This is a genomic window from Sedimenticola hydrogenitrophicus, assembly GCF_029017505.1.
Classification (GTDB): Bacteria; Pseudomonadota; Gammaproteobacteria; order Chromatiales; family Chromatiaceae; genus Sedimenticola; species Sedimenticola hydrogenitrophicus_A.
On record NZ_JAQGEI010000036.1, the window covers coordinates 20006 to 46733 of the forward strand.

26 protein-coding genes are annotated in these 26728 nt (G+C 61.5%); 5 read left to right on the forward strand and 21 right to left on the reverse strand.

All coding sequences use genetic code 11. The annotated features are described in order from the left end of the window. Positions 1-114: 114 nt before the first annotated feature. On the reverse strand, positions 115-750 hold the full coding sequence (locus tag O9K64_RS18975; protein WP_275099673.1) for a carboxymuconolactone decarboxylase family protein: 636 nt from the start codon (positions 748-750) through the stop codon (positions 115-117). Between the two features lie 207 nt (positions 751-957). Between O9K64_RS18975 and O9K64_RS18980 the strand changes: the two genes are divergently transcribed. Next, complete coding sequence (locus tag O9K64_RS18980) at positions 958-2349, forward strand: sodium:proline symporter (RefSeq protein ID WP_275099674.1); 1392 nt, start codon at positions 958-960, stop codon at positions 2347-2349. Further along, positions 2346-3200 (forward strand): metallophosphoesterase family protein, encoded by an 855-nt coding sequence (locus O9K64_RS18985; protein WP_275099675.1) that lies wholly within the window; start codon positions 2346-2348, stop codon positions 3198-3200. The genes O9K64_RS18980 and O9K64_RS18985 overlap by 4 nt, the downstream gene beginning before the upstream one ends. Positions 3201-3476: 276 nt before the next feature. On the opposite strand, the gene O9K64_RS18990 is transcribed toward O9K64_RS18985, so the two are convergent. The 4 genes from O9K64_RS18990 to O9K64_RS19005 form a co-directional block, all read right to left on the reverse strand. After that, positions 3477-3758 carry a hypothetical protein gene (locus O9K64_RS18990; RefSeq protein ID WP_275099676.1) on the reverse strand — a complete coding sequence of 94 codons (282 nt, stop codon included), beginning with the start codon at positions 3756-3758 and terminating at the stop codon, positions 3477-3479. Between the two features lie 30 nt (positions 3759-3788). After that, positions 3789-4070 (reverse strand): hypothetical protein, encoded by a 282-nt coding sequence (locus O9K64_RS18995; protein ID WP_275099677.1) that lies wholly within the window; start codon positions 4068-4070, stop codon positions 3789-3791. Between the two features lie 560 nt (positions 4071-4630). Then, positions 4631-4813 (reverse strand): zf-HC2 domain-containing protein, encoded by a 183-nt coding sequence (locus O9K64_RS23820; protein ID WP_275099678.1) that lies wholly within the window; start codon positions 4811-4813, stop codon positions 4631-4633. A gap of 5 nt (positions 4814-4818) precedes the next feature. Continuing rightward, on the reverse strand, positions 4819-5424 hold the full coding sequence (locus O9K64_RS19005; RefSeq protein WP_275099679.1) for a sigma-70 family RNA polymerase sigma factor: 606 nt from the start codon (positions 5422-5424) through the stop codon (positions 4819-4821). A 377-nt stretch (positions 5425-5801) separates the two neighbouring features. On the opposite strand from O9K64_RS19005, the gene O9K64_RS19010 reads away from it, so the two are divergent. Beyond that, positions 5802-6260 carry a hypothetical protein gene (locus O9K64_RS19010; RefSeq protein WP_275099680.1) on the forward strand — a complete coding sequence of 153 codons (459 nt, stop codon included), beginning with the start codon at positions 5802-5804 and terminating at the stop codon, positions 6258-6260. A gap of 269 nt (positions 6261-6529) precedes the next feature. Here the strand turns inward: O9K64_RS19010 and O9K64_RS19015 are convergent, their stop codons facing one another. The 11 genes from O9K64_RS19015 to O9K64_RS19065 form a co-directional block, all read right to left on the reverse strand. Beyond that, positions 6530-7720: a porin gene (locus O9K64_RS19015; protein ID WP_275099681.1), complete on the reverse strand. Its 1191-nt coding sequence runs from the start codon at positions 7718-7720 to the stop codon at positions 6530-6532. Between the two features lie 544 nt (positions 7721-8264). Next, entirely contained in the window at positions 8265-9713 is a 1449-nt protein-coding gene (locus tag O9K64_RS19020; protein WP_275099682.1) for an aldehyde dehydrogenase family protein, read from the reverse strand. 16 nt (positions 9714-9729) lie between these two features. After that, on the reverse strand, positions 9730-11421 hold the full coding sequence (locus tag O9K64_RS19025; protein ID WP_275099683.1) for an acetolactate synthase large subunit: 1692 nt from the start codon (positions 11419-11421) through the stop codon (positions 9730-9732). A 148-nt stretch (positions 11422-11569) separates the two neighbouring features. Beyond that, entirely contained in the window at positions 11570-13276 is a 1707-nt protein-coding gene (locus tag O9K64_RS19030) for an FMN-binding glutamate synthase family protein (RefSeq protein WP_275099684.1), read from the reverse strand. Positions 13277-13501: 225 nt separating this feature from the next. Further along, on the reverse strand, positions 13502-14395 hold the full coding sequence (locus O9K64_RS19035; RefSeq protein ID WP_275099685.1) for an HD-GYP domain-containing protein: 894 nt from the start codon (positions 14393-14395) through the stop codon (positions 13502-13504). A 33-nt stretch (positions 14396-14428) separates the two neighbouring features. After that, positions 14429-14902, reverse strand: a complete 474-nt coding sequence (locus tag O9K64_RS19040) for a DUF302 domain-containing protein (protein WP_275099686.1) — start codon at positions 14900-14902, stop codon at positions 14429-14431. Between the two features lie 121 nt (positions 14903-15023). Next, positions 15024-16031 carry a YeeE/YedE thiosulfate transporter family protein gene (locus O9K64_RS19045; RefSeq protein WP_275099687.1) on the reverse strand — a complete coding sequence of 336 codons (1008 nt, stop codon included), beginning with the start codon at positions 16029-16031 and terminating at the stop codon, positions 15024-15026. Between the two features lie 53 nt (positions 16032-16084). After that, on the reverse strand, positions 16085-18526 hold the full coding sequence (locus O9K64_RS19050; RefSeq protein WP_275099688.1) for a DUF255 domain-containing protein: 2442 nt from the start codon (positions 18524-18526) through the stop codon (positions 16085-16087). Further along, positions 18526-19095, reverse strand: a complete 570-nt coding sequence (locus tag O9K64_RS19055; RefSeq protein ID WP_275099689.1) for an arsenate reductase ArsC — start codon at positions 19093-19095, stop codon at positions 18526-18528. Before O9K64_RS19055 ends, O9K64_RS19050 begins: the two co-directional genes overlap by 1 nt. A 17-nt stretch (positions 19096-19112) precedes the next feature. Then, on the reverse strand, positions 19113-20078 hold the full coding sequence (arsS, locus tag O9K64_RS19060) for an arsenosugar biosynthesis radical SAM (seleno)protein ArsS (protein ID WP_275099690.1): 966 nt from the start codon (positions 20076-20078) through the stop codon (positions 19113-19115). A 16-nt stretch (positions 20079-20094) separates the two neighbouring features. After that, the gene (locus O9K64_RS19065; protein WP_275099691.1) at positions 20095-20427 is read right to left on the reverse strand and encodes a c-type cytochrome; all 333 of its coding nucleotides are present in this window, start codon (positions 20425-20427) and stop codon (positions 20095-20097) included. Positions 20428-20793: 366 nt separating this feature from the next. Between O9K64_RS19065 and O9K64_RS19070 the strand changes: the two genes are divergently transcribed. Continuing rightward, positions 20794-21033, forward strand: a complete 240-nt coding sequence (locus O9K64_RS19070; RefSeq protein WP_275099692.1) for an AbrB/MazE/SpoVT family DNA-binding domain-containing protein — start codon at positions 20794-20796, stop codon at positions 21031-21033. Continuing rightward, positions 21030-21428 (forward strand): PIN domain-containing protein, encoded by a 399-nt coding sequence (locus O9K64_RS19075; protein WP_275099693.1) that lies wholly within the window; start codon positions 21030-21032, stop codon positions 21426-21428. The genes O9K64_RS19070 and O9K64_RS19075 overlap by 4 nt, the downstream gene beginning before the upstream one ends. A gap of 31 nt (positions 21429-21459) precedes the next feature. Here O9K64_RS19075 and O9K64_RS19080 read toward each other — a convergent pair whose 3' ends face one another. The 5 genes from O9K64_RS19080 to O9K64_RS19100 form a co-directional block, all read right to left on the reverse strand. Next, entirely contained in the window at positions 21460-22689 is a 1230-nt protein-coding gene (locus tag O9K64_RS19080) for a multiheme c-type cytochrome (RefSeq protein ID WP_275099694.1), read from the reverse strand. After that, a complete protein-coding gene (locus tag O9K64_RS19085) occupies positions 22686-23429 on the reverse strand; it encodes a DUF6969 family protein (RefSeq protein ID WP_275099695.1) in 744 nt (247 codons plus the stop codon). The genes O9K64_RS19080 and O9K64_RS19085 overlap by 4 nt, the downstream gene beginning before the upstream one ends. Further along, complete coding sequence (locus O9K64_RS19090) at positions 23426-24646, reverse strand: YeeE/YedE family protein (protein ID WP_275099696.1); 1221 nt, start codon at positions 24644-24646, stop codon at positions 23426-23428. The genes O9K64_RS19085 and O9K64_RS19090 overlap by 4 nt, the downstream gene beginning before the upstream one ends. A 234-nt stretch (positions 24647-24880) precedes the next feature. After that, positions 24881-25645 (reverse strand): cytochrome c peroxidase, encoded by a 765-nt coding sequence (locus O9K64_RS19095; RefSeq protein WP_275099697.1) that lies wholly within the window; start codon positions 25643-25645, stop codon positions 24881-24883. A gap of 155 nt (positions 25646-25800) precedes the next feature. Next, positions 25801-26619, reverse strand: coding sequence for a YiiX/YebB-like N1pC/P60 family cysteine hydrolase (locus tag O9K64_RS19100; protein WP_275099698.1), 819 nt, complete (start codon positions 26617-26619; stop codon positions 25801-25803). Positions 26620-26728 lie beyond the last annotated feature (109 nt).

Genomic DNA, 26728 nt, shown 5'->3' on the forward strand with positions numbered 1-26728 from the left:
CACGACCTGGCGCAGATGCCGGTGGGGCACGAACCGCATCAAACCTTACCACGAGGAGTGGTGCAGGGATGCACCGTTTACGGACCTGAGGATGGAATGATGCGGTTCGCAAGCTCACCGGCGTCCTGCCTTGCCGATGGTTGGTGAGCGGACAACATTGTTGCCAGGGGTGTATACCGTGGCATCCGTCCAGCGCCTGGATTCGAACAGGGAGTCCAGGGGAGTATGACACAGGTGGTTGGCATAGTTGCTCAAGGTTTTGACCGCGATCGCCAACACCACCTCAAGGATGTGCCGTTGTTTGAATTCGGCCTCCAGGAATGCCATCACCTCGGCGTGGGAGGGCAGTCCGCGACTTCTGACCATGATTCGGGTGAATTCCGCCAGCGCCGCCAGCCTGGGGTCGGGTATGGCTGTATCGTCGCGAATCGCGTCGGTTACCGCGGGATCCAGGAGCGACTTGACGTCGGCAAGCATGGAGTGGGCGGAAACGCAGTACTCGCAGCCATGCTCACGGCTGATGGCGAGAAATATGACTTCCTGCTCCGGTGGGGTGAATCCCGATTCACTGCGGAAGGCGGCGTAACCGTGAAGATAGCTGTCGAGCAGCCCGGGCGAGTTCACCATGTAGGCGTACATGTTGGGTATGAAACCGACCTGTTCCAGGGCCTTTTCCAATACGGCCCTGCTCTTGGGATTGGCCGTCTCGATGTCCTGCGGTTCCAGGGTGATGCGGTATTCGCAAAGCATGAGCTTCTCCAATTAGGTTTGATTTGAAAGATTGCCTCTCCATAAACGGGGAATGACGCCACGTGTTAGTGACGAAGTCGCTAGTAAGACCGGAAACCGCCCGGGATTATTTCCGAATAGTCAATAGACTCATATCATCGGTATTTCGATGACATATATTCCGCATACATCCGGTCGTATAGTAAACAAAGTACCCGAGGATATTTTATGGATTTCGTACTACCCGCTATTGTGGCAACCGTTGCGCTATCTTCGCTGCTGCTCACTTCCAGGGCCAATGACAACAGTACCTTTTTCAATGGGCTGTCCATCAACGGCAGTCCGCCGGGTCTGTTGCTGCTCACCCTGTCCCAGGTTACCACCTGGATCTTCGCCCGCTCCTTGATGAATGCCGCTATCCTGGGTTACTACTATGGCATCTGGGGCACCCTGGCCTATGCCGCCTACTATCTGTCATTCCTCACTGGCGGAATGATTATTGACAGTCTGCGCTTCAAGCAGGGTTACGACAGCATCCAGGCGTTTCTCCAGGCGCGCTTTGGGGCCTGGGGGGCCGGCTGCTATAACGTGGTAGTGGGTCTGCGTCTGCTCAGCGAGGTATTTGCCAATCTGCTGGTTATTGGCATCCTGTTTGGTGTGACCGGTTCGCAATCCTATGCCTTGTCGGTTATCGGTCTGGCTCTGGTTACCCTGCTCTACTCCATGATAGGCGGCTTGCACGCCTCCCTGCGCACCGATCTGTTGCAGATGCTGCTGTTCATCGGCATATTGCTCCTGCTGATACTGTCCGCACTTGTCAGTGGCCACCTCACGCTGGATGCCTTGACCTTCAAACCCTTCGAGATCGATCAACCCGGCCCCATCCTCATGGCCGTGGCATTGCTTCAGATATGGAGCTATCCGATGCATGACCCGGTGATGATGGACCGTGGTTTTTTGTCCGACCGTGAAACCACCCGCCGCAGTTTTCTTCATGCCGCCTGGATCAGCATTCTCTGCATCATATTGTTTGGCAGCCTGGGCGTACTGGCGGGTGCCAACGCCATGGCGGGTGACACCATGAACCAGGTACTGTCCCGCCTTCTGGGGGAGATTCCCATGCTGTTGTTCAGCGCGGCACTGGTGATATCGGCTATGTCGACCCTGGACAGTACCCTGTCAAGTGCCTCCAGGCTGGCGGTGGTGAATATGCGTGTCATTGAGCCCACACTGAGAAATGGCCGAATCACCATGGCCCTGTTTATGCTGCTGGGGTTATTGCTGGTGTTCGCCGGCAACAAGGATCTGTTCAGCGCCGTGGCGGTCAGCGGCACCGCCTCCATGTACCTGGCACCGGTGGTCTTTTTCTCACTGTGGGGAGGGCGTGAAAACATCCCGCTCTGGAGTTACCTGGCGACCTTTGTCCTGGCTATTACGGGTGCGGCACTCTATTTTACCGAATCCGCCAACCACACCCAGTGGTTGGGGGATATGCATAAATACACAAAACTACTCTACATCTCGATCAGTGTGCTGGGGATCGGCTGCCTGCTGTTCTGGGTTGGCGACCTGCTGGCAAACCGGCGCCGCAGTCCGGTCGCCTCCGCGGTCCGACCATGATGGCAACCGATAATGCATTACATCATCTGGGTCCAATGGATGGGCCGCTGCTGCTGTTTGGAGGTCCCTACGGCAACCTGGAGGCGTTAACCGCTATCCGAAACGAGGCGGAACGTCGGCAAATACCGGCGCAGCGCATCATTTGCACAGGCGACCTGACGGCCTATTGCGCGTCACCCTTTGAATCGGTTGAAATGACTCGTGACTGGGGTATCCATGTCGTCATGGGTAACTGCGAGGAGGCGCTGGCAGACAAAGCCATTGATTGCGGTTGCGGATTCGATCAGGGGTCTGTCTGCGCCCAACTTTCCGAGTCGTGGTTTGGGTATACCAATAGCCGGATTACGCCGGCGCAGCGCAACTGGATGCGGACACTTCCCCGGTCGCTACGTTTTACCTTCGGAGCTCACTCGTTTCACGTGGTGCACGGCGCCCCCAGCTTGATTAACAAATTCATATTCCCCTCCACCCCCGATGGGGAGAAGAAACGGGAGCTTGCGCTGGCGGCTGCCGACTCGGTTATTGGCGGGCATAGCGGTATTCCATTCGGCCAGCGGATCGGCCAGCAATTCTGGCTCAATACGGGTGTCATAGGGCTGCCGGCCAACGACGGCACGCCCGATGGATGGTATCTTCTGCTTGAGTGGAAGGGCAAACGCATATGTGCCAGCTGGCATCGCCTCGCCTATGATTACCAAAAAGCCGGCCGCGTCATGCAGGACGCCGGCGTCGATACAGGCTATGCCAGGGCGCTGTCAACCGGACTCTGGCCAAGCCTGGACGTTCTCCCGCCGCATGAAAAGGCCCAGCAGGGCAATCCCATTAACCCCCCAGCCCTATGGCTGACATAACCAGGGGCAGTGTGATCAACCTGGAGCGGCTGCGGAGAATGAACGCGTGTAGGTAGTGTCGAACTCAACGAAGCGCCCCCGTCGTGCATCGACGCGGTTCGTTACCCTCACCGCATCCAACCGTTTTTCCCTCCATGGCACACACCCGTCAGGGTAAAAGGCGTTAACACAGCCTACGGGAACGCCCCGCCGGTGATGCCGACGGGGCGTTCATTGCTGTCCAGCGATGGACTGCCGCGAAGCACAGAGATGTGCGGGAGCGGCTTTCAGCTGTGTTCAACCGCCGTAAATGATGTCGGTCGAGATGTCCGGACGTTCGGCAGCGATCCGCTCGACCGGCTGGGCTTTACTACTCTGGCCGCGGTTGTCGGAACCGTAGACCAGGTCAGTGGAGAGGTCCGGGTTCACGGGGCCGTTCTGTACGAAGGCGCTGCCCGGGCTGACGCTGACAGAGGCGCCGCCGTACAGGATATCGCTGCTGAGGTCGGGCGTTACGTTGGCAGCCAGAGCGCCGGTCGAGGCGAAGGCGAGTACTGCAAGTGTGATCAGTTTGTTCATGTCGTTCTCCTTAGAGGTTGTTTGCCGCAATCAGCTGCCGTAGATGATATCGGTTGAGATGTCCGAACGTTCGTGGGCGATCCGCTCGACTGGCTGGGCCTTATGACTGTGGCCGCGGCTGTCGGAGCCGTAAACCAGGTCGGTGGAGAGGTCCGGGTTCACGGGGCCGTTCTGCACGAAGGCGCTGCCCGGGCTGACGCTGACAGAAGCGCCGCCGTACAGGATATCGCTGCTGAGGTCGGGCGTTACGTTGGCGGCCAAGGCGCCGGTCGAGGCGAAGGCGAGTACTGCAAGAGTGATCAGTTTGTTCATGTCGTGCTCCTTAAAGGGTTGTTTACTGCGTAATGTTTTGCTTTGTAACCTGGATATTGCAGATGCCGTGCCAGTTTTGTGTTTAGTTATTTTTATGTAATAAATACAGCATGTTATGGCATGGTGGCGGGTGTGGGTGCGAGGTGGTGAGGCGATGGATATTAATGTATCGATGTAACGAAACGTTATGTGGCGTAATGCCCCGTGGTATTTCGCGGTATTAGTGCGGGGTGGGTTTTAGCGGGTAGAAGGATGGATGGAGGAGGAACGACCTAACCCATCAGCGAAGTAGCCCGGATGAAGCCGTCACCTCCCAACAGAATCGTCATGGGCACCCGTGGCGGCGGCATCCGGGGAACAGGCTCGATGCACTGGTACCCCCGGATTCCGCCCGCATGCAGTGGTGTGTCTGTCGAGTTTCCTTGGTGGGCTCCTGCCCGGCAAAAAGCGGATCTTCGTCCACCTGTGGTGTTACGGCAAAGCTTGCGTAGCGTGACTATGCGCGTAGGGGACAAACAAAAATCCGGTGCAATCCGTAACCGCAATTTCTTTTCGGGTGCTTACTTCGCGTCATCGCCCCCGATGCGCCGGCACGCCTTGCGGATGAATCCCATCTGCCGGTCGTAATTCGTACACCCCGAACACATTATGAGGTGGAGGCGTAGTGCGACACGCTCCCTGAACGACAGGGGCCGGTCCTGTTTCTCCGATAGCAGTTTCGTGGTCTGTTTGCAGTTCAGCATGTCATTTACCCGCGCTTGATCCAGTTCTCTTCCAGGCACAGGCGCAGGCGTGATCTGGCCCGATGCAGGATTACCCAGCAGTTGTTTTCACTGATGCCGAGTTCCGTGCAGATCTCCGCCGTCTCCAGGCCGAGAAACTCGCGCATGGTGAAGATGCGCGCCGTATTTTCCGCCATGGCGTTGAGACAGATCTCGAATATCACCCAGAACTGCTCGCTGCCCAGGGCCGCCTCCGGATCGCCCCAATCGGCGGGGCGCGCCGCCTTGTGCCAGTAGCCGCCGTCATCGAACAGTGCGCCGACCTCGGCATTGCGGCCATCATCCTGGGTAAGACTGCGGGTTGGATGGCGTGTCTGACTGCGTATCTGGTCGATGATTTTGTTGCGCAGGATGGAAAATATCCAGGTCTTTACCTGCGCCCGGCCGGCAAAACGCCCCCGGGTCGCGTAGGCTGCCGATAGTGCCTCCTGGACCGCGTCCTCCGCTGTGGCAACATCGCGTAACTGCAGTTTCGCGAAACGCAGCATATCCCGGCGCAGAGTGGCAATCTCCGCCTCTTGCAGCCAAAGCTCCGCCGCTTTGCTGGTGTTACCGTCCCTTTCACTGTTCATGATCTGCCCGCGGTCAATGAAACAGGGACTATTGTAAACACCAGCATGCGCAAAAGGTATCTATATGCGTCTGCAGGTATAGACGCGACATGGCGACTATCCTTACAGGCAGGATGGCATGCGCCTACCGGTTTACCCACTCTCAAAACTACAGCCCGTAGGATGCGGTGAGTAAAACGAACCGCATCAGTCCAGCGGCCAGCCAATGATGCGGTTCGCAAGCTCACCAGCATCCTACCCCGAAATCCGGTCATGGAGCGCCCCGTGGGCGCCGTCGGCGGACACGGCCCTCAGGTGTGCGATCGAATCAGTGAAATATTTCACCGCCGGGAGCCGGTCTCATGCACTGAGCGATGGAAGATAATGAGGAGATTGAAATGCGCCAATTCCTGATGGCCGGTCTGGTTGTGTTGGCCCCTGCTATAAGCGCCCCTGTGTTGGCGGAGACGCAAGTCATCGAGTTGACCCAGGTGCCGTGTCAGTTCCTGGAGAGCGAGAGAGGTATCGATCGGGGCTTTTCATCCCAGAGCATCGGCGATTGCCAGGCGATCAACCAGCGGACGGGCGACCAGCGCCTGGCCGAGGCCAAGGTGCTGACGCTCAAGCCCGGGCGTTATGTATTCCGGGTCAGCAACAAAAATGTACCCTATGAACTGGGTTTCTGGCTGCGCGGTGACGGTCTGGTCAATCGCGCCCGGTTGCCCAGCGTCTCGGGTGGCGGACTGACCACCGGCAAGACCCAGGACTACCCGGTCGAGCTGAAGCCGGGTGAGTATGTCTACTCCTGCCCCCTCAATCCGACCCCCGACTACAAGCTGATCGTCAGTGGCGGCTGATGCGTAACCCTAAGCGAAAAGGGGCGGCAGGATTCCTCCCGCCGCCCCCTTTTACCGCTTTTACCTTAACTAACTACTTGGACCGACTACCGGGTATAGGTACGCTAAGGACAAACCCTCCCTGTTCACCCGTCAGCAATCCGGGGCCCGGTGGAATCTCTGTTTGATCGACGTACTGGTAGCTGCGTGCGGCGCCACAGCCGGTCAACCAGAGCAGGCTGAACAGAACCAGTACCCATTGGCGCCCTGTTGATAAACGACTATTCATATCAGAATTTCACCCGGACGCCTGCCAGCAAGGCTGAGACATCCTCGAAATTACTGCCCGGCCGATCCAATTCATAATTCCTCAGGCCGACATAGGCCTCGGTTGCCCACGGCTTGATCTCCTGCACCAGCTGAAGACCGACACTGCTGGCATCGTCGCCCGCCACGCCGGCATCATCCGTCTGGTGATAGTCCACGGAAAGGGACGTCTTGCCGACACTGAACCAGGATGCGCGATAGCCCAGCTTGGCGTAATAGAAGCTCGGGTCCGCGGAGGTCCCGTCCTTGTCCTGATCACCTGCCCCCAGGGTGAAATTCAACCCGTTGTCGAGCAGGATCGAGGCGGATCCGTTGACCTGGTCGGCACTGGATGTCTGGGCATAAGCCAGCGCGCCGACCAGCTTGAAGCCGGGAAAGGCGGATGAGTAGAGGGCTGCCACATCCCAGGCGTCGCCATCCACCAGGCTGGTTGCCAGTTTCAATCCACCGAAGCTGGGCGTGTCGTAGCGGATACGATCATCACGCCCGAGACCATCCAGATTGGTGAGGACGCTCTTTACCCTGATGGCACTCAGCACACCGTCGCTGCCACGAAAGAAGGTGCCGCCCGCCAGGATATCGGTATCCGAATAGCCGGCCAGGGCGGTCCCCGACAGATCATACTCCGAAGTCCCCTCGCTGGCCGTCCAGCCCTGCCCCAGCCACAATTTGCCAAAGCGTTTATGGTCGAAATAGACCTCCAGCCGGCGTTGGGTAAAATTGTCGGTGCCAGTGCCGGGATCACCTGTTTCCCTGGTCAGTTGACTCACGTCGGCGGTGGAATTCGATTCGAACTGCACCTCGATCGCCGCACCTACCGTCAGTTCATCGGTAGGGTCTGCTTCACCAATGAAGCGGATACGCGTGGACGAGGCATCATTGTCGACATTGTGGTAGTCCGTCTCTTCCCCGTCATCGGTAATCAGCAGGCCCCGGTTGACTTGCCCCGAGATGGACAGTCGCACCTGCTTCTCGCCGGAGGTAACGGTCGGTTTGCTGTCGGCGACGGCGGTGGTTTTCTGTTTTTCCAACTGCTCGACCCGGGTCATCAATTTCTGAATTTGAGCCTTCAGGTCATCAACCTCGCCTGCAAAAAGGGGTGCTGAATTCGCAATAAACAGTCCCACCGCGGTGCAGATGAGTGTTTTTTTCATGTGCATATTGGTATCTCCGTATAATGAGGGGTTGTCGGAATGGCGACACTTTTCATTACTTCTTGACTCCATTCCTTAGGATAGTAGATTTAGCAGGAATGGTGACATTTTCATCGCTGTTCGACCCCATCCCCAGACAGGGGACCGGTAAAATTATTCAAATATTTCATGCGGCGGGAGATTCTGAATAATTGCGCGCCCTGCACAGAGGGGGCGTTTGCATTTTACCGTGCGCGCGCCGTAACCCACCGTTTGACGGTCGGGGAGTCGGTGGGTTATGCGGCGCCCGGGCGTTGTCGTGGAATGCCCGGGTGTTTTCGTGGAATGAAAGTGTCGTGCCTGTGCGCCGCTAACCCAACCTACAAACTTGGGGTTAAGGGCTCGCGCAAAAATAAGTTTCGGTATTCGGTCGCCCCTGGACCCCGCTGGCGGCGTTACGCTTTTTGCCAAGGGAACGGCCATTGCCTGCAAAGCGTGCCTTGCCAGCGGGGCCCAGTGACGCCCTCGGCACTGCGAAATTATTCTTGCGCGAGCCCTAAGTTCTTCATGAGGCGCCCGGTGTCGCCGCCTCCACGACAATCATCTTCCGCACCTGCATGTCGTGCAGGGTATAGGGGATGCCGCCCACGCCGAGCCCCGATTGGCGGAGCCCGGCAAAGGGCATCCAGTCCACGCGGAAGGCGGTGTGGTCGTTGATCATCACCGCCGAGGCGTCGAGTCGTTCGGCCGCGCGGCTGGCCGTTACCATGCTGTCGGTAAACACCGCCGCCTGAAACGCCCAGGGCAGGCTGTTGGCGCGGGCGATGGCCTCGTCGAGGTCGGTATAGGGATAAACGCAGACCACGGGGCCGAAGATCTCTTCGTTGCTGACCCGGGAACTGTCCGGCGGATCATACAGCACGGTGCAGGCATAGGTGGTGTCCGAGAGTGGCCTGCCGCCACTGAGCAGTTCCGCGCCGTCGTCCACCGCCTCCCTGACCCAGTGTCCGATGCGCTCGACCTCGGCGGGGCGGATCAACGGGCCCACTTCGGTCTGTTCCAGGGTGGGATCGCCGATACGCAACCTGGCCGCGCCCTCGGCGAGCCGGCTGGCCAGTTGCCTCGCCAGACTGGCATGGGCGAATACCCGCTGGACCGAGACGCAGACCTGGCCAGCATGGTAGAAGCCGCCCTTGAGCAGCTTCGGTACCACCACCCCGATGTCGGCATCCCGGGCCACGATAACCGGGGCGGCACCGCCGTGCTCCAGCGCACAGCGGGCCCCGGGCGCAAGCTGAGAGCGCAGCATCCAGCCCACCCGTGCACTGCCGATAAAGCTCAGGAAAGCGACCCGCCGGTCCGCCACCAGCCGGCCGGTCACCTCATTGCTTTCGCTAACCAGTGCCTGGCACCAGGCGTCCGGCAGTCCCGCCTCGCGCAGCAGGGCGACCAGACGGTAGCAGGAGAGCGGCGTGTCCTGGGCCGGTTTGACGATTACCGGGCAGCCGGCGGCAACGGCGGGGCCTATCTGGTGGGCGATGAGGTTGAGTGGGTGGTTGAAGGCGCTGAGTGCCACCACCACGCCAATCGGCTCGCTGACGGTATGGGCCTGTTTCCCGGCCGAGGCGGGGTTGATGCCCATGGCAATCACCTCACCCGTTGCGCCGCGCAGCGACTCGGCGCAGAGGCGGATACTGTCAATGGCACGCACCACCTCGACGCGTGAATCGATCAGCGGCTTGCCCCCTTCACGCGCCGCCTCGATGGCCAGGAACTCGGCGCGCGCGCGGATCAGTTCGGCGCACTGTTCAAGAATGGCAATGCGCCGATGCACAGGCAGCCAGGCATCACGGTCGCGAAATAGCGTGTAGGCGGTTTGCAGTGCCTGTTCGATGCCATCGGCACCGCAGGTATCGACCTTGGCGATAGGTGATTGGTCGAAGGGCGCCACGACCTCCAGCGAACTGGCGGGCTCGATGGCCCCGGCGATCATCAGCGGAAAGTGTTCAGGCATGGTGTTCTCCCTGGGGTTAAATGGTACGGCTCTTTTCCTTGATCTCGTGGTTGAGGATACGGTCGTTGTCACGGTAATCGACCTGGGCATCCACCAGATGCACCCCGGGACTGTCCAGGCACTGCTTCAGCAACGGCAGCAGATGATCCGCCGATTCCACGCGATGGCCCTGCGCCCCATAGCTCCTGGCATACTGCACAAAGTCCGGATTGGCGTAATCGAGACCGAAGTCATCAAAACCCATGTTGGCCTGCTTCCATTTGATCATGCCATAGGCATCATCGCGCAGGATCAGTATCACCAGATCCAGGCCCAGACGCACGGCGGTCTCCAGCTCCTGGGAATTCATCATGAACCCGCCGTCACCGCAGATGGCCATGACCTTGCTTTGCGGGCGGACCATCTTCGCCGCCATGGCCGAGGGCAGTCCCGCCCCCATGGTGGCCAGGGCGTTGTCCAGCAGCACGGTGTTGGACAGATAGGCCCGGTAGTTGCGGGCAAACCAGATCTTGTAGACCCCGTTATCCAGTGCGATGATGCCGTCATCCGGCATCACCCGGCGCACATCCGCCACCAGCCGCTGCGGGTAGAGCGGGAAGCGTCCATCGTCGCTGCCTTCAAGCAGTTGCGCGTCGAGCGCCTGCTTCACCGCCATGAAGCGGTTGAAATCCCAATGGTCCGGCGGCTCGATCGTCCGGGTGAGCCGTTCCATGGTGTCGGTGATATCGCCGATGACCCCCTGCTGCGGATAGTAGACCGCGTCAATGGAGGCGGTGATGTAGTTGATATGAATCACCTTGGCCCCGCTGGCGTCTCCCGCACCTTCCAGGTGGCCGCCGGCCATCTCCTGTCGAGCTACATTGCCCATGATAAAGGGCGGTTTTTCCACCACATCGTGGCCCACGTTGATAATCAGATCCGCCGCCTCGATGGCCCGATGCAGGTAATCCTCGCCGGACAGGGCCGCGTTGCCGATAAACAGGGGATGGCGCTCGTCGATTACCCCCTTGCCCATCTGCGTACTGAAGAACGGAATGCCGGTCTTGTCGACGAAGGCGCGCAACACACCACAGGTGTGGCGGCGATTGGCCCCGGCGCCGACCAGCAACAGTGGATGCCGGGCCTGCTCGATCATCTGCCTCGCCGAGGCAAGGGACGGCTCGCTGGCGCGTGGCTGCTCGAAGCGGCTACGCTGAATCACCCGGGCATCGGTCTGCTCGTGGGCGATGTCCTCCGGGAGTTCCAGATGCACCGCGCCGGGCCGTTCATCCTCGGCGCGCCGGAATGCCTCGCGTATGCGCGCCGGGATGTTGTGGGCGCTGCCGATTTGCCGCGTGTACTTGGTCAGCGGCCGCATCATGTCGACCACATCGACAATCTGGAACTCGCCCTGTTTGCTTGCCATGATCGGTTTCTGGCCGGTAATCATCAGCATCGGCATGGCGCCGAGCTGGGCATAGGCGGCGGCGGTGACCAGGTTGGTGGCACCCGGTCCCAGGGTGGCCATGCAGACACCGGTCTTGCCGGTCAGGCGGCCATAGGTGGCGGCCATGAATCCCGCCGCCTGCTCATGGCGGGTGAGAATCAACCGAATCGACGACTCCCTGAGTGAGTTGAGCAGGTCAAGATTCTCTTCGCCGGGAATGCCGAAGATGTACTCCACCCCTTCCGCCTCCAACGCTTGGATAAACAGGTCCGATGCTTTCATGCGGCACCTCCCTGTGCCGCACCCTGACGGGCGGCCTCCGGCCGTGAAAATTGGCTCTCCTGCCAATTTTTCATGCGGCAGGCACCTCCCTGTGCCGCACCCTCACGGGCGGCCTCCGGCCGTGAAAATTGTCTCTCCTGCCAATTTTTCATGAAACGTCCTCCATGGTTTGATGTTTATCTTCACCGACCTGTTTGGTGCCGGGAAGCGCTGCTTGCCCGGAGCCATCGACTTCGCAACACTCCCGGTCGATATGGGTCAGGCACATTTTCGGCATGAAGCTGCCGGGGTCGGCCTCGTCCAGATAGAGCCGCCAGGCCTCGGGCGGATTGTCCGAGAGCAGGCAGCCGTGCTTGAGGTAGGGGAAAACCTGGTCATAACGCCGTACCGTCTCCTGGTTAATGCGCCGGTAGATATGGGTACGGGTCAATTCGTCGGTGTGGCACAGGCCCGCCGAGGCGATGATTTCGGCGGTGGCATGCACGGTCTTGGCATGGAACTGGGTCACCCGGCGCGCCTTGTCGGTCACCACCAGGCCGCGGTAGAGGCGGGGATCCTGGGTCGCCACCCCCGAGGGGCAGTGGTTGCTGTTGCAGGTGAGCGACTGGACACAGCCGAGCGCCAGCATCATGCCGCGCGCGCTGTTGCAGATATCCGCCCCCAGCGCCAGGTTCTTGACCAGATGGAAGGCGGTGAACACCTTGCCCGAGGCGATGATACGGATGTGTTGGCGCAGACCAAAACCGGTCAGGCAGTCGTCGACGAAGGCCAGTGCCTCGCGCAGCGGCATGCCGACGGAGTTGGTGTACTCCAGCGGAGCCGCGCCGGTGCCCCCCTCGCCGCCGTCCACAGTGATGAAATCGGGCGTGATACCGCTGGCCACCATCGTCTTGCAGATGGCGATGAATTCGCTCTTGCGCCCGATCGATAACTTGAACCCCACCGGCTTGCCGTCGGAGAGGTCGCGCAGCAGCTTGACGAAGTCGAGTAGCTGCAACGGCGTGGAGAAGGCGGAGTGGGCGGGCGGCGAGTTGACCTGGGTGGCGACCGGTACATCCCGTATCGCGGCAATCTCGGGGGTGTTCTTGTCGGCCGGGAGGATGCCGCCATGCCCCGGCTTCGCCCCCTGGGAGAGTTTGATCTCGATCATCCTGATATTCGGCAGTGTCGCCTTTTCGCGAAAGGTCTCGGGGGAGAACCGGCCGGCGTGGTCGCGGCAGCCGAAATAACCGGTGCCGATCTGCCACACCAGGTCCCCTCCCGGTTCCAGGTGGTAGGGGCTTATGCCGCCCTCGCCGGTGTTGTGGTAGAAACCGCCCGCCTTGGCCCCGCCGTTGAGCGCGAGTATGGCATTGCGGCTCAGGGCGCCGAAGCTCATGGCGGAGATATTGAAAATGCTCGCCCGGTAGGGTTGCCGGCAATCGGGGCCACCGACGCTGACCCGCAGGTCATGCTCCACCTCGGTTACATCGATGGCGGAGATGGAGTGGCCGATCCATTCGTAGCCGTCACGATAGGTGTCTATCTGGGTGCCGAAGGGTACGCTCTCCAGTGCGCCCTTGGCGCGCTGGTAGACAATGTTGCGGAACATCCGGTTGATCGGCGCGCCGTCGGTGTCCGACTCGATCAGGTACTGGCGGATGAAGGGGCGCAGCCACTCCATGAACCAGCGCCCACGCCCGAACAGCGGATAATTCCGGCGTAGCGAATGATGTGGCTGGGACATGTCATACAGGCCCAGCAGTATCAGCGGGATCAGTACCAGGAGCACCCATACGCCCGGTGGCCATAGCCAATAAAGCAGCGCGACGATTGCCAGCGACCCGACGGTAAACAGAAAAAAATTGCGGTGCATCACTTCCCTCTCTCATTATTTTTAATTTCAGGACGTAGGATGGGTGGAGCGCCCCGATGAACTCTCCGCCGGCTCCCTCTCCGGTGCGCAACCCATCGCGCACTTGCATCCGCATCCGAAGTTGGGTTACGGCGCATGACCGCGGCGAACAGCCGTCAACAAGGGTGCCGCGCCTCCACCCATCCTACACGCGTGTTCATCGGCATTTGCGGGTAAAGGGCAGGGCTAGGCGTGACCTGTCAGCTGACCGCGCAATCGAGACAGCAGGTTCGGTTTGTCCTCGTCAAGCAGGATGTTGGCACCTGCCAGGAGATCATCGATCAGATCATCATCCAGGCGTGGCATCAGTTGTGCGGGCGTGCCCCGTCCACCGGTCGGTCGGGTTCGCCACTGCCCGGCCTCCTGAAACAGCTCCGACTCCCCGCCGCAGGATCGGCAGTAAAGGTGATCACCGGGTTTGTCACGGCGCGTAATCACCAGTGTCGGACCACAATTCGGGCAGGCCTGCAACGGGATCCCCGGTTCGCTGTGGCCGACGATGTGCGACATATGACTCGCCTCACCCAGATTGATAAAGCGTACCCCAAGCGCCGGGTCGAACTGGGTGCCGAGGTTGTCACGGATAATGTTCAGCGCGGTTTCAATCGGCATGCCCTTGCGGTAAGGCCGGGTGCTGGTCATGGCGTCGAAGGCGTCGCAGATCCCGACGATGCGCGCATCGAGCGGAATGGATTCAAGCGTGAGACGGCGCGGGTAACCGTGACCATCGGGGCGCTCGTGGTGGGCGTGCACGGCATCGATGACCAATGCGGCGAGGGGATGGTTCTGCAGCAGGCGCCGGCCCACATCGGGATGGGTCTGAATCACCCCACGCTCGTCATCGGTAAGCGTGTCCGGTTTGTTGAGAATGGCGTCCGGTACGCCGATCTTGCCGAGATCATGGAGGAAACCACCGAGCGCGATACGGGCCTGCTCGACGGGCGGGAGTCCGGCATCCCTGGCCAGCAGATGGGCAAATTGCGAGACTCGCCAGAGGTGGCCACCGGTATAGGTGTCTCGCGCCTCGACCGCCGAGGCCATGACGAACAGGGTGCGCAGCAGTGGTTGTGTGTATTCCATCCTGATGGCCCTTAGTTGTTACCCCTCGCGGGATTATCGTCGGGTGGCGTCTCCGACAATGGCATTGAATATCTCGTCGAGTTCCGTTGCCATCGCATCCAGATCCCGGTTGCCATAGGGCGCGAAGGTCGCGCTCGGCAGGCGATAGGTTAGGTTCGAGGTACCGTCGCCGTTTTCCGTCAGGTAGAGGCGCAATGGTGCCTCGATGCCGGCCGCAACGTTGGCGTCGAGCATGCGCACGGCATAATCGTTACGGAACACCATGAGTACCAGATTGCCGGGGATACTGACCCCACGTGCCGCGGCGCCGCGGCTGGCGCTGGCCTGTGCCACCAATCCCATCTTGTGATTAGCGATCGCCTGTTCGACCCGGGTGGCGAGCACATCGAACGAATAGGGCGTTTGCAGGGTGACGGTTCCGGGAACTGGCGTGTCGATGTCGGCCTGGGTGGTGGCAATGAACAGCATGCCGAGTGCCAACAGGAGCCCGCGTAGTCGTATAGTCATGGATGAAGTGATCATCTTGATTCCTTTTGGTGAAGTTTTAATCCAATTGAGCGTTGTCATAACTATTTTAGATGAAGCACAAGTAAAGAGACCGTGAATTGTCGGGGATTATTTCCTCCATTCAGCAACTCCGGTCGTCATCCGGTCGGCGTGCCGCCGGTGCCGGGTTCAGGGCGGCTCTTTTCAGCAGCAGGCCGCCGGCCACCCCGGCGACCAGCATGAGATAGATCCACAGGCTGTGCGGGGTGAGTGTGGGGATCAATCGCAGCAGCAGGGTGTCGTTGCCGCCGGGGATCAGGGCGCCGCCGAGCCCCATCAATAGGCCGCCGCCGAGATTCAGGGGCCAGCCGGTGGCCGGCCTCGCCTTGTGCCAGGCACCGCGCCGCCAGGCCGAGATCATCATCCCGAGCAGCAGCACGGGTACCAGCAGCAGTTGGGTGGCGGGCGGAGCTACCGGGTCGCCCGCCAGCGCACTGACCGAACCGCGCAGGGTATAGGTGTAGGTCCAGGGTCCGAATCCCAGGTAGAGTGCGCCGGCCCCCAGGCCGAGCAGGACGGCGGTGGCCCGGGGGCTGTAAGCGTCGGCCCCCAGTCGTTCACGCAGTCCACGCCGGTGTGGCCAAAGCGCCCGGATCTCGACGCCTGCCCAGATGACCAGCAGTGCCAGCGCCGCCATGAGCCAGGCCGGGGACGGATGGCCCGGTTGGGAGTTTAGGGTGAACAGTGGCGGCGCGAGCTGCCAGGCGGCAACACCGATGATGAAGCCCGCCAGCGTGGCCAGCATCCGCCAATCGGCATCGGCGAGCCGCTGCAGGGTCGAGAACGAGCAGCCGCCGTTCAGGGCCGCCCCGAGGCCGAACAGGAAACCCCCGCCCAGTCCCAGCCACAACGGGGCCGTTGGAGTGGGTGCGGCATACAAGCTCGGCATCAGGAGGAGCGCCGGCAGGGTCAGCAGCATTGCCCAGAGCATGGCCCGCAGGAATCCGCCGAAGCGTTCAAAGCGACGCGATTCCAGGACATCCCCCACCGCCCGGACGGTACAGAGGCTGGCGCGGTGCGAGGCATAGCCGAGGAAGGCCACCAGGGGGGTCGCCCATAGGAGCGATAACGGGTATTGCATGCTGGACATCGGAGAGTCCCTCCTCGAAGGGTGCGGTTTGTTCTTTTCACACTTCACACTTCTCAAGGCATCCCCGCGTCCGCCAGAGGCAAGTGCAACTCCACCGTCTCCGGCGCCAGGCAGACCTGGTCGTTGCAGGCCTGCAATCCCAATCTTAACGGCACGATCCGCGATGCCGGTGCAACGGGTTCGATCGTGGCCTCGATCTGCACCTTGCCCTGGTAGAGCGAGAGGGGTTCGCGCTGAAATTCGAGCTGTTGGCGCTCGCCCACCGGGTAGTCGATTTGTCCCAGGTGCCATCCCCCGGTGCCGGGCACGAGGGCGAGGGTGGTGGGGATCAGATTCTCCTGCAAGGGCTGGTGGGCATTGACATGCCAGCCCGGCGGGATCTCCAGTTCCACGGTGACGCGCCGGGCCCCGACTTGCGCGGCGCTGATGCGTATGCCGCCGAGGGCAGCGTAGCGACGCCTGCCCCACTCGCCATGCAGCAGGTCGTCGGCGCCGGCCAGCAGGTAACCGAAACCCGGGGGATGGCGCGCGACGGGTTCGGCGAAGGCCGCCAGCGTGGCTCTGGCCCGCTCGCCGTAATCGAACCAGTCGGTGCGCACCGAAAGCATCTGCAGCACCCGCAGGGCCACCGAGTTGCCGGAGGGCATGGAGGTGTCGCCGCCCATCTCCCTGGCACGGCCCAGGGCGGTGAGCTGGTTTTCCTGGTGACTCATGTAAAATCCGCCCCGCGTCTCGTCCCAGAAGCGTTCCAGCATGGCGTCGGCCAGTTCCCGCGCCCGGACCAGCCAGAGCCTGTCGCCGGTGCCGTCGTACAGCTGCAGCAGCCCCTCGGCGAAATAGGCGTAGTCCTCCTGGAGGGCCGGAATGGATGAGCTGCCATCGAGATGCACGCGCCACAGCTCGCCGGTCTCGCGGTGGTTTTGCTCCCACAGGAAGCGCGCGGCCCGTGCCGCCGCCTCGGTATAGCGGGGCTCGCCGAGCAGATCGCCCGCCTGAGCCAGGGTGGTGATCATCATGCCGTTCCAGGCGGTGAGGATCTTGTCGTCGCGCAGGGGATGGGGGCGCGCCTCCCGCGCCTGGTAGAGGCGTTCGCGGATGCGGTCGATGTGATCCAGAAGCTGGGTCTGCGACATGCCGTTCTCCCCGGCAAACTCGGCCAGGGGTCGCGGCAGATGCAGGATGTTGCCGCCCTCGAAGTTGCCGTTGTCGGTGACGCCGAACAGGTTAATGGCCAGTGCCGCGTCCTCCGCGGGCAGCACGCCGCGTAGCTGGTCCGGCGTCCAGAGGAAGAAGGTGCCCTCACGGCCCTCGCTGTCGGCATCGATGGCGGAGTAGAAGGCGCCTTCCGCCGAGCGCATGTCGCGCAGTACGTAATCCAGGGTCTGGCTGGCGACGCGGCGATAGAGTGGATTGCCGGTCAACCGCCAGGCCAGAAGATAGACCCGGGCGAGCTGGGCCTGGTTGTAGAGCATCTTCTCGAAGTGGGGCACCAGCCAGTCGTTGTCGGTGGCGTAGCGGTGGAAACCGCCGCCTACCTGATCGTGGATGCCGCCCCGGGCAATCGCATCGAGGGTGGTTCCGATCGCCTCCAGCAGTGCCGGTTCGGGGCTGCGTTCAGCCGCGTTCAGCAGCAGCATGAGCAGCGGTTCGCGGGGGAACTTGGGCGCCGGGCCGAAGCCGCCCTGCAGTTCGTCGTGTGTCTCCAACGCCTCCGTCACCGCCGCCTGAATCGCCTCGCGGCCCACTTCGCCCGCCATGGCCTGGCGCGCCTGCACCGCGGCGAGTACCTGGGCGACGCGTTCGGCCTGGTCCAATACCTCCTGCCGCTTGCCGTCCCAAAGTGCGGCAACCCGTGTCACCAGGTCGCGGAACGGGTCGGGTGGGTAGTAGGTGCCGCCATGAAAGGGCTTGCCGTCCGGGGTGAGGAAGCCGTTGAGCGGCCAGCCGCCGCGACCGGCAATCAGCTGCACCGCGGTCATGTAGGTCTGATCCACCTCGGGACGGCGCTCCCGATCCACCTTGATGGCGACGAAGTGGCGGTTGAGCAGCTCGGCGATGGCCGGGTTTTCGAAACTCTCGCGTTCCATGACGTGGCACCAGTGGCAGGTGGCGTAGCCGATGGAGAGGAAGATCGGCTTGTTCTCCCGCTTAGCCTTCTCGAACGCCTCGGCTCCCCAGGCATACCAGTCCACCGGATTGTGGGCGTGCTGGATCAGGTAGGGGGAGTCCTCCAGGATCAACCGGTTGGTGTAGCGCGGGCTGCCGTCGGGCCGCAGGTGTTCGGTGCGGGGTCGGTAGTCCGCGCCCTTGGCCTTCAGGGCCGCGTCGATGCGTGTGCGGAGATCCATGGGGCGTGGGGCGAGCGTGACCGGCGTGCTGCCTCCTGGCACGCCGGCATACCGTCCATCCATGGAGATAACCGGTGTTTCCGTTGCGAGCGCCGGGGACAGGGAGGTGGCCAACAGGAGGGCAAGAAAAAAGCGGGGCAATTTCATCAGTTAGCGATACCTTCTAAATCGACAGCTGATGATTCCCGGGCCGCAATCCGCGTCATCGCGTGGGCGAGCTCCTGCTTGCCGTACTCCTGCAGTGGCAGGCTCACCAGGGTCTCCACCCGGGAGCGGAGCGTTTCGAAGCAGGATGCGAAGGCTGCCCGGGCGTGCCCGGGATCGTCGGTGACCGCCGCCGGATCGGGCAGACCCCAATGGATGTGAACACTATCTCCGGGAAAGGCCGGGCAGACCTCGGCCGCCGCACTGTCGCAGACGGTCAGCAGGATATCCAGGGGTCGCGAGTCTTCGGTCGTGAACTCCAGCCAGCTCTTGCTGCGGTAGTCCTCGGCGGACAGTCCCTGTTCCCTGATGCGCTCCAGGGCCAGTGGATTGACCTTTCCCGTGGGTCGGCTGCCGGCGCTGAAGGCCTGGAAATGGCCTCCCCCGAAGTGATTGAATATGGCCTCGGCCATCACGCTGCGCGCCGAGTTTCCGGTGCACAGCACCAGGATGCGACAGGGTGACTGAATGATGCTTTGCATGGGGTGTTGTTTGCCCTGGCTTGGTTGCATGTCCGTTATCCGTGTTCTCAATGATCCTTCAGGGCACCACCGCAACTGCTGCCCTGGCCGGCGGTACAGCCGTAGCAATGGTCGGCCACCCGGATCGGACGGCCGGCAAAGTCGTGATCAAGCAGTATGGAGAGGTGGACGGGTTCGGTGCAGCCGCCCGGTGGCAGCCCCAGCATCTGGTTGAAGTCGCAGTCATACACCCGGCCCTGCCAGTCCACCGATATCAGGTTCCGGCACATCACCGAGGCCAGGTTGCCTTCCTGGTGCGCACCCTTGAGCAGGTCCATGTAGTCAAAGAATTTGTTGTGGGAGATGAGTTGGCTGCCGAAGCGGCGGATCGGCATGTTGGCCAGGGCGTACAGCTGGTTGAAGACAATGCCGAAGCGGGACTGCAACTGCGTCCGGTAGTCGGCCTCCAGTTGCCGCTGATCGGGCGGCAGGCTCGGACCGTCAGGGTTGTAGACCAGATTCAGTCGTTTGCCGCTGTCCGGTTCTCCGTAACCCAACGCATTGAGTTTGCGCAGGCCGGCGAGACTGCTGCCAAACACCCCCGAGCCCCGTTGCCGGTCCACATTCTCCTCCAGGTAGCAGGGTAGCGAGGCGATGATTTCCACGTCGTTATCGGCGAGGAACCGCGCCAGATCCTCCTGGCCGGGTTCGTTGAGTATAGTGAGATTACAGCGGTCGATGACATGCAGCCCTTGTTCACGCGCGGCGATCACCAGGTGGCGGAAGTCCGGGTTGAGTTCCGGGGCGCCGCCGGTGAGATCCAGGGTGGTGATACCCTGCCGGTCCGCGAAGTGTAATAACAGGGCCATGGTCGTCCGGGTCATCGCTTCCACGCGTTTCGGACCTGCCGCCACATGGCAATGCTGGCAGGACTGGTTACAGCGGTAGCCGAGGTTGGCCTGGAGGATTTCCAGCCGGCTGCGCCGCAGGAGCGGAAAGTCGGTATTCAACAATAGTGGAAGCATTTCATGCATGTGGTGTCCCCGGCCCTCAGCGCAGGCTGTTGAAGTAGCTGGCGAGATCCTTCATATCTTGATCCGAAAGTCCCTTGGCCTGGCTCAGCATGATCGGGTTGGTGCGTTCCTTGTGCTTGAACGCCTTCAATTGCTTCAGCAGGTAGAGTCCCTTCTGTCCGGCCAGGTTGGGGTACATGGGATTGGCGCTGATCCCTTCCCGTCCGTGACAGGAGACACAGCCCAGGCTCTGGGCCTTCTCTTTGCCCGCGCTCGCGTCGCCGGTGGCCAGGCTCTGGCCGGAAGCGGCCAGCGCCAGCGCGCCAATAAGGATCAGGGTTGCAGGTCTCTTTCGCGGAAGGTACTTCATGGTTGCTCCTGTAAGGTCGTGATCTATCTCTGTGCCGATGGCACCGTTCGAGAAAGTTGGTCGGCGAGCAAGTCGATTCCTTACAGGCAACAACGCGTTTCCTGGCTTGCGACTCAGCTTGTAGCCTGGATGGAGCCCACTCAATGGGAGCTTAACGTACAGTGGGTGGGGAAGCCCGGTAACGATCTCGCGCTGAACAAACTCCAAGCGATGGCTAATGGGTTAGTAAGCGGCTGGTGGTGGGGTTTGAATAATGTCGGGGATATCGGGCGCTATTCTTTCGCATTTGCAGAACTTGCCTGATATATTGCCTTACCAATAAGTAAGGAATATAATAACCCGCAAGTTGTTTATGAGGAGCATCTTATGTCTGCTGCCACTATTACCAGCAAGGGCCAAATCACGATTCCAAAAGATGTCAGGGCACGGCTTGGCCTTCATAGCGGTGACAAAATCAGTTTCATTTTTGAGGGTGATGACCGGGTGAGTTTCATTCCTGTAACCAAAAGTGTGACTTCTTTGAAAGGGATAGTGGCTAAACCTGACAAGCCCGTGTCTATCGAAGATATGGCGGCAACTGTCAAGGCGAGGGGTAGCCGATCTTGAGGGGGCTGGATACCAATGTACTGGTTCGTTACCTGGTACAAGATGATCCCAAACAGGCCGCTCAAGCCTCTAAATTTATAGAGACGTATTGCACGGATGAAAGCCCATGCTTTATCGGTCAGATCGTATTGTGTGAGCTGGCGTGGGTACTGGAGAGTAATTATCAGCAGGATCGCCAGCAAATTGCCTCCATCATCGAGCAGTTATTACAAGTGGGTCAATTGGAAGTGATGGGACCGGAAATCGTCTGGCGTGCGCTGAATGACTACAAAAACTCCAATGCGGATTTTCCAGACCATCTACTGGCCAGGGTCAATGAATCACAAGGTTGTGACACAACGGTGACATTTGATAAGAACGCCGCGAAGCAGCCAGGCTTTAAAATACTGAAATAGGATTACACATAGCGCTCGTAGACACCCTATATCATGGCAATGGAATATCCCGCTCAAACAGGGTAAAGACCGACGCATCGGCAGCATCGAGCGCACGCCGCAGCAATCCGCTGCCTTTACCGGCCCAGCCGTTATCAAGCATTGCCTGGTAGAAGTCCCGGTAAAAGCGGTCCGGTTCGACCCGGATGCGCAAGCGCAGGGAACCGGCTTGTGGATCGCGCGGCTGCCGGTAGTCGAGACTGATGCTCTCGCCCGGCGCCAGGCGGGTGTCGGATAACTCCTCGCTCAGGTCCATGCTCACCTGACGGGCGATGATCCGCTCCTCCCGGGTCTGGGGCAGCAGCGTACCGTCCGCGTCCAACTGTACCGCCTCCATCACCACGCGGGGCGTCACGTAGGTGGGAAAATGGTGGCCGACGCCGCTGTTGGTCAGGTTGAGCCGGGCGGAGAGCGTCGGGCCGGTGGCCGTGACACCGTCAAGCCCGATCTCCACCCCCGACAGCACGGTATCCTTGTCGTGAATGCCGCGCCACAGGTGGCGGCGGTCCGGCATGTGACAGGACTGGCAGCTCTGTCCGGCCGCCGCCTGGGGGCTGGCGCGCCACTCCGCGAAGGTGTTTTCCAGCAGTTTCCCGTTGAGGGCGAAGCCGTCCGCCTCGAACTGGTGGCAGGCGGCACAGAAGCGTGAAGACTCGAAGGCCGCGTCCGCGGTAAAGCCACCGTGTGGTCCAGCGGTTTTCTCGCCCCCGTCCCGGGCGGGCGGGCCGTGAATCTCCCAGGTGCGCAGGTGGCAGGCGGCGCAGATCAGCCCCTGATTGAACAGTGGGCCGGTGGGCACGCCGACCGGCGTGACTGGGACCGCGCCGCTGTTACCCTCGGCGATCCAGGTCGCCAGTTCCTCGGCCTGCTCCGCCAGAGGGGCGTGGCAGCGCAGACAGGCCTGGTGTTCCTCGCGGTTGGTGGGGTCCATCTCAATGAGCTGTCCAAGCAGGCCGGGACCCATGGCGTGGGCGTGCAGGCTGCGCTGCCAATCCTGGAACTGGTGGGGATGGCAGGCGCCGCAGGCGCGGGGATCCAGGGAGCTCTCCAGTGGAGAAAAACCGGCCGGTGCCTCCCCCTGGGGTGGCAGCGGGCGCTGCCAGTGGCGGCTGAGGAAGCTGTCGATGGCAGCGACGCTATCGTCGTCCGCCATTGATACCGTTGCGCCGCTCATCAGCAGCGTCCAGCAGGCCAACGCGACCCGAAAACGGAGCCGGTTCATGACGACACCCGCCGCAGCTCCGTCATCCAGTCGTCCACCGAAATGGCCAGATAACCGGTCAATTCCAGCTCACGCTCCTCGAACACATCCTGCTCCGGGTGGGCCTGTTGCCAGGCATTGATCACGACATCTCGGTGCAGGATCAGGGCCTCGATGTGCGGCCGGAACAGCCGCAACATGGCGCTGATCCAGCGGTTCAGCGGCCAGGAGGGCCAGGCATGGCCGATGGAGAAACGCGGCAGCATCTCAATGACGCTCCCGGCCGGATACCAGGTCTCACCGGTGACCCAGCGGTTGGCGGCGAACAGCCCGATGGGCCTGCCCCAGGCATCCATGGAGATGCCAGCCAGATGGGCGATGGCCTGGTCCCCCAGGGGCCAGGGCACACTGGCCAGGTGGTAATCCAGGGGGCGGGTATCCCCGGGCATGCCGCCGGCGCGCAGAAAGGTATGGAAGTGGCCGTGTTCGGCGTGGTCGGCGCGGTGGGCGTGGTAGTAGTACTGGCCATGGGTCTCGTCATCGAACACATCATCCTTTGGATAGTGCTCCAGCTCGATGAACTCCCCCTGGCCCTTGAGCGCCTCGCCCACCAGGTTGAGCCCGACCCGTTCCAGTGCCCGCATACAGGTATTGACGTCGTCGCCCGCCATGAGCATCTGCTTAATTGCCCCGGCGGGTAGCCGGGCCGGATCGGGGGGTGACAGGATGGCTGGTGGACGGGATATCACTGCACTGTTCATCGGTTCGAAAGTCCGAACAGGGGCCGCCAGCGCACGCCCAGCACGCTGCCGGCTAGGGCGCAGACGATCCACAGCCAGCCGTGCAGGCTGAGCGAGGCGACCCCGGAGAAGAAGGCGCCGATATTGCAGCCGTAGGCGATGCGGGCGCCGTAGCCCATCAGCAGGCCGCCGATAATGGCAGCCGCCAGGGAACGCACCGGGATGCGGAAGGATGGCAGGAAGCGACCACCCAGGCCGGTCGCGGCCAGCGCCCCGAACAGGATGCCGATATCCATCACCGAGGTCACATCCTGTAACACACTGCCCTGGAGCGCCGCCTGCTGAAAGCCCCCGGTCCAGAAGGGCGCGGTGGCGGGATCCCAGCCGAATAACAGCGCGGCCTTGGCGCCCCACAGGGTGAAGGCCCAGGTGATGGTCCAGGGGTGGCCGGCGGTGAGCAGCGTGGCCAGACTGAGCAGGGCAAGCGCCAGGGCGGCGGCGGTCAGACTCCAGGGGCCGGTCGACAGGCGCCGCCAGAATCCCAGCGGCCTGCCGGGCGAGGCATCGCGCTGGATACCCCAGCGACGCAACAGCAGGGCGAGCAGGCCGATGAACCCAAGCTGTAGGGCGACCGCCAACGGATAGCCCAGGGGCTCGGCAAGCGACTGGGTCTGTAACGACGGCAGTGTCTGCCACTGGCCCATATGCAGGCTGGCCCAGAAGGAGCCGGCGCAAAACGCGATCAGGGTGATGGCCATGCGCGGCGCACCGCCGCCGGCCTTGTAGAGGGTGCCGGAGCCGCAGCCGTCACCCAGTTGCATACCGATGCCGAACAGGAAGGCGCCGGCGGCCACCTGCAGGCCGGCCGGCGCCCAGGCGCCGACCAGGCCGCGACCGAGAAACTGGCCCTCACTGAGAAAGGGCGCGAACAGCAGCGTGGCGACGGCGAGCATGAGCAGTTGGGCCTGCAGCGCCGGGGTTTCGCGCTTTAGCAGGAAGCGTCGGTAGGCGCTGGTAAAACCAAAGGCGCCATGTTGCAGGGAGATGCCCAGGGCAACGCCCAACAGCAGCAGTAGCGCCATGCGCGGTGTGCCGACAACCGCCACCAGCACCAGGACAACGAGTGACGCTATTGAAAATACGCCCCACTGAATGGTTCTACGGGAGCCGTCGAGGGATACCGACGCGGTGGGCGACACCTTCTCCGCGTCCGATATTCTGTTCAGGGATTCATTCATCAAATGTGATTAATCAGTACCTAATGGAAGCCAATTCCGGGCGATTGCCGCCTGGATGGGCGGCGGGCCCAAGCCCGCCCCCACTGGGAGTATTACACAATTGTTCTGAATTCGCGGTGGAGGGGCTGGCACCTTCTGTCGAGGGACGCCGTTAACCCATTCCTGGCGGCAGACGCCCTCGGCAGAAGGCACCAGCCCCTCCGGACAAACGTGTAATGCTCCCCCGCCAATCGGCTATTTCGCGGAGCAGGGGTTCATCGGCTTGGCTGCGCACGGATTCATCGGTTTCGCGGCGCAAGGGTTCATCGGCTTCGCCGCGCAAGGGTTCTTGGCTGCACAAGGGTTCATTGCCCCCATTTTGTGCTGCTTGGCAAAGCCCTTCTGCTGTTCGGTGACGTAGGCGGTGAGGGCCGCCAGTTCCCGGGAGTCCCAGGGCAACGGTTTGGCGGCCATGGGTGCGACCATGCACAGCTGAACCATCTCATCGGCGTGGACCGCCTTCAGCTTGAACTGATCATTGGCCATCTGCACATAGTGGGGATACGGTTGCGCGAATGAGGCCTGGAACATGGCGTTGTTGTTGTGGCAAGAGTTGCAGGACATACCGTTGGTGCTCAGGCTGGTATCACTGAACAGCTTGGCTCCCTCGGCAACCAGGGCCGCGTGGTCGCCCTTGTAGGGCTTGTAGTCCGCGGGGCGTGTCACGTCCGCGGACATGTTTTTGGCCGCGCAGGGGTTCATCGGTTTCGCGGCACAGGGGTTCATCGGCTTGGCCGCGCAGGGGTTCATTGGCTTCGCGGCGCAGGGATTCATCGGCTTCGCGGCGCAGGGATTCATCGGCTTGGCCGCGCAGGGATTCATCGGCTTGGCCGCGCAGGGATTCATCGGCTTCGCCGCACAGGGATTGGCGGCCTGCAGTGGGCCGCTGCCGAGGGCGACTACAGCGAGGCATCCGCCGATAATGGCGGTCAGTTTCTTCCTGGAAAAAGTCGTGGTCATAATTATTCTCCTTTGATGGGTGAAATCCTGATATCTCCTCAGGCGGGAATCTCCAGCGGTTAGTCGCTGGAATTTAATATTCCTTACAATGACTGTTCAGCTCCTGGTCCCTGTATTCAGGGGTATCCACGCGCCTATGGCGCCGTTCCGGTGACCTAAGGGTAGACGGAATCCACACCCGTAGTAATCCGCTGTTCATTCAGATCCTGATCCTCCCAAGGCAACTGACGAAAATCGAACCCCATTTCGACAGTGGGCTTGATCACCCGAAAATAGGGTGAAACATCGAAGTCCCGCGGCACAAACAGACTGTGATGCCGAACCCGGAGGCTCTCTTTGGTGCACTCGCGACAGCCGGGCGTGGAAGCGGATGCCACGCTGGCGATCGGCAGGATCGGGTAGCGAATAGACTGAAAACACTGGGCGATCAAGGTCGAGCAGATCGCCCGTGTCGGATCGCCACTGCCGAAAGCGAGCATGCGGCGGCGCCACTGTACCGGCACGGGGGGTGTCGGGAGCAGGTAGCGCGCCAGATCGATCACATTCCTGAGATCGTAGTGTTGCCCGACCCGGGATAGCGCGTAGGCGATCAGCTGTTCAAGTTCGGCTGCCCGCAGACCGATCGGACGGCAGATTCTGCTATGCAGGCCATTAAACTCGGAAATGCCGACCAGGCGGATACCCTCAGTGATATCGGCCTCGACAAAGCAGGGTGGCTCACTATCACCGGCCACCCCGGGAAGCCTGTCTTCCTGCGCCCCGACGTAGAGCGCCGCATGCGACCAGGTGGACTGGGTCAGGTACTTGATCGCCACACTCACTCGACTGTTCCCTTCGACCAGCAGCACATCCCCCGGTTGAATCGTGGAGACGAGCAGAGGCCCGGGTGTCGGCCGCGACGTATCATGAATATGCGCCGGTTTGCTCAGCCAGCGGCCGAGCCGTCCGCCCACCCATTCCAATACCCTGAGCATATCACTCTCCCGTATGACGGCAATTTAGCTGCATTGGTGAGGAGCGGTACAAGCATGTACCGTTTCCGGACCTTAGGATGGCACGCGCCCACCGGCTTATTCACCCTAT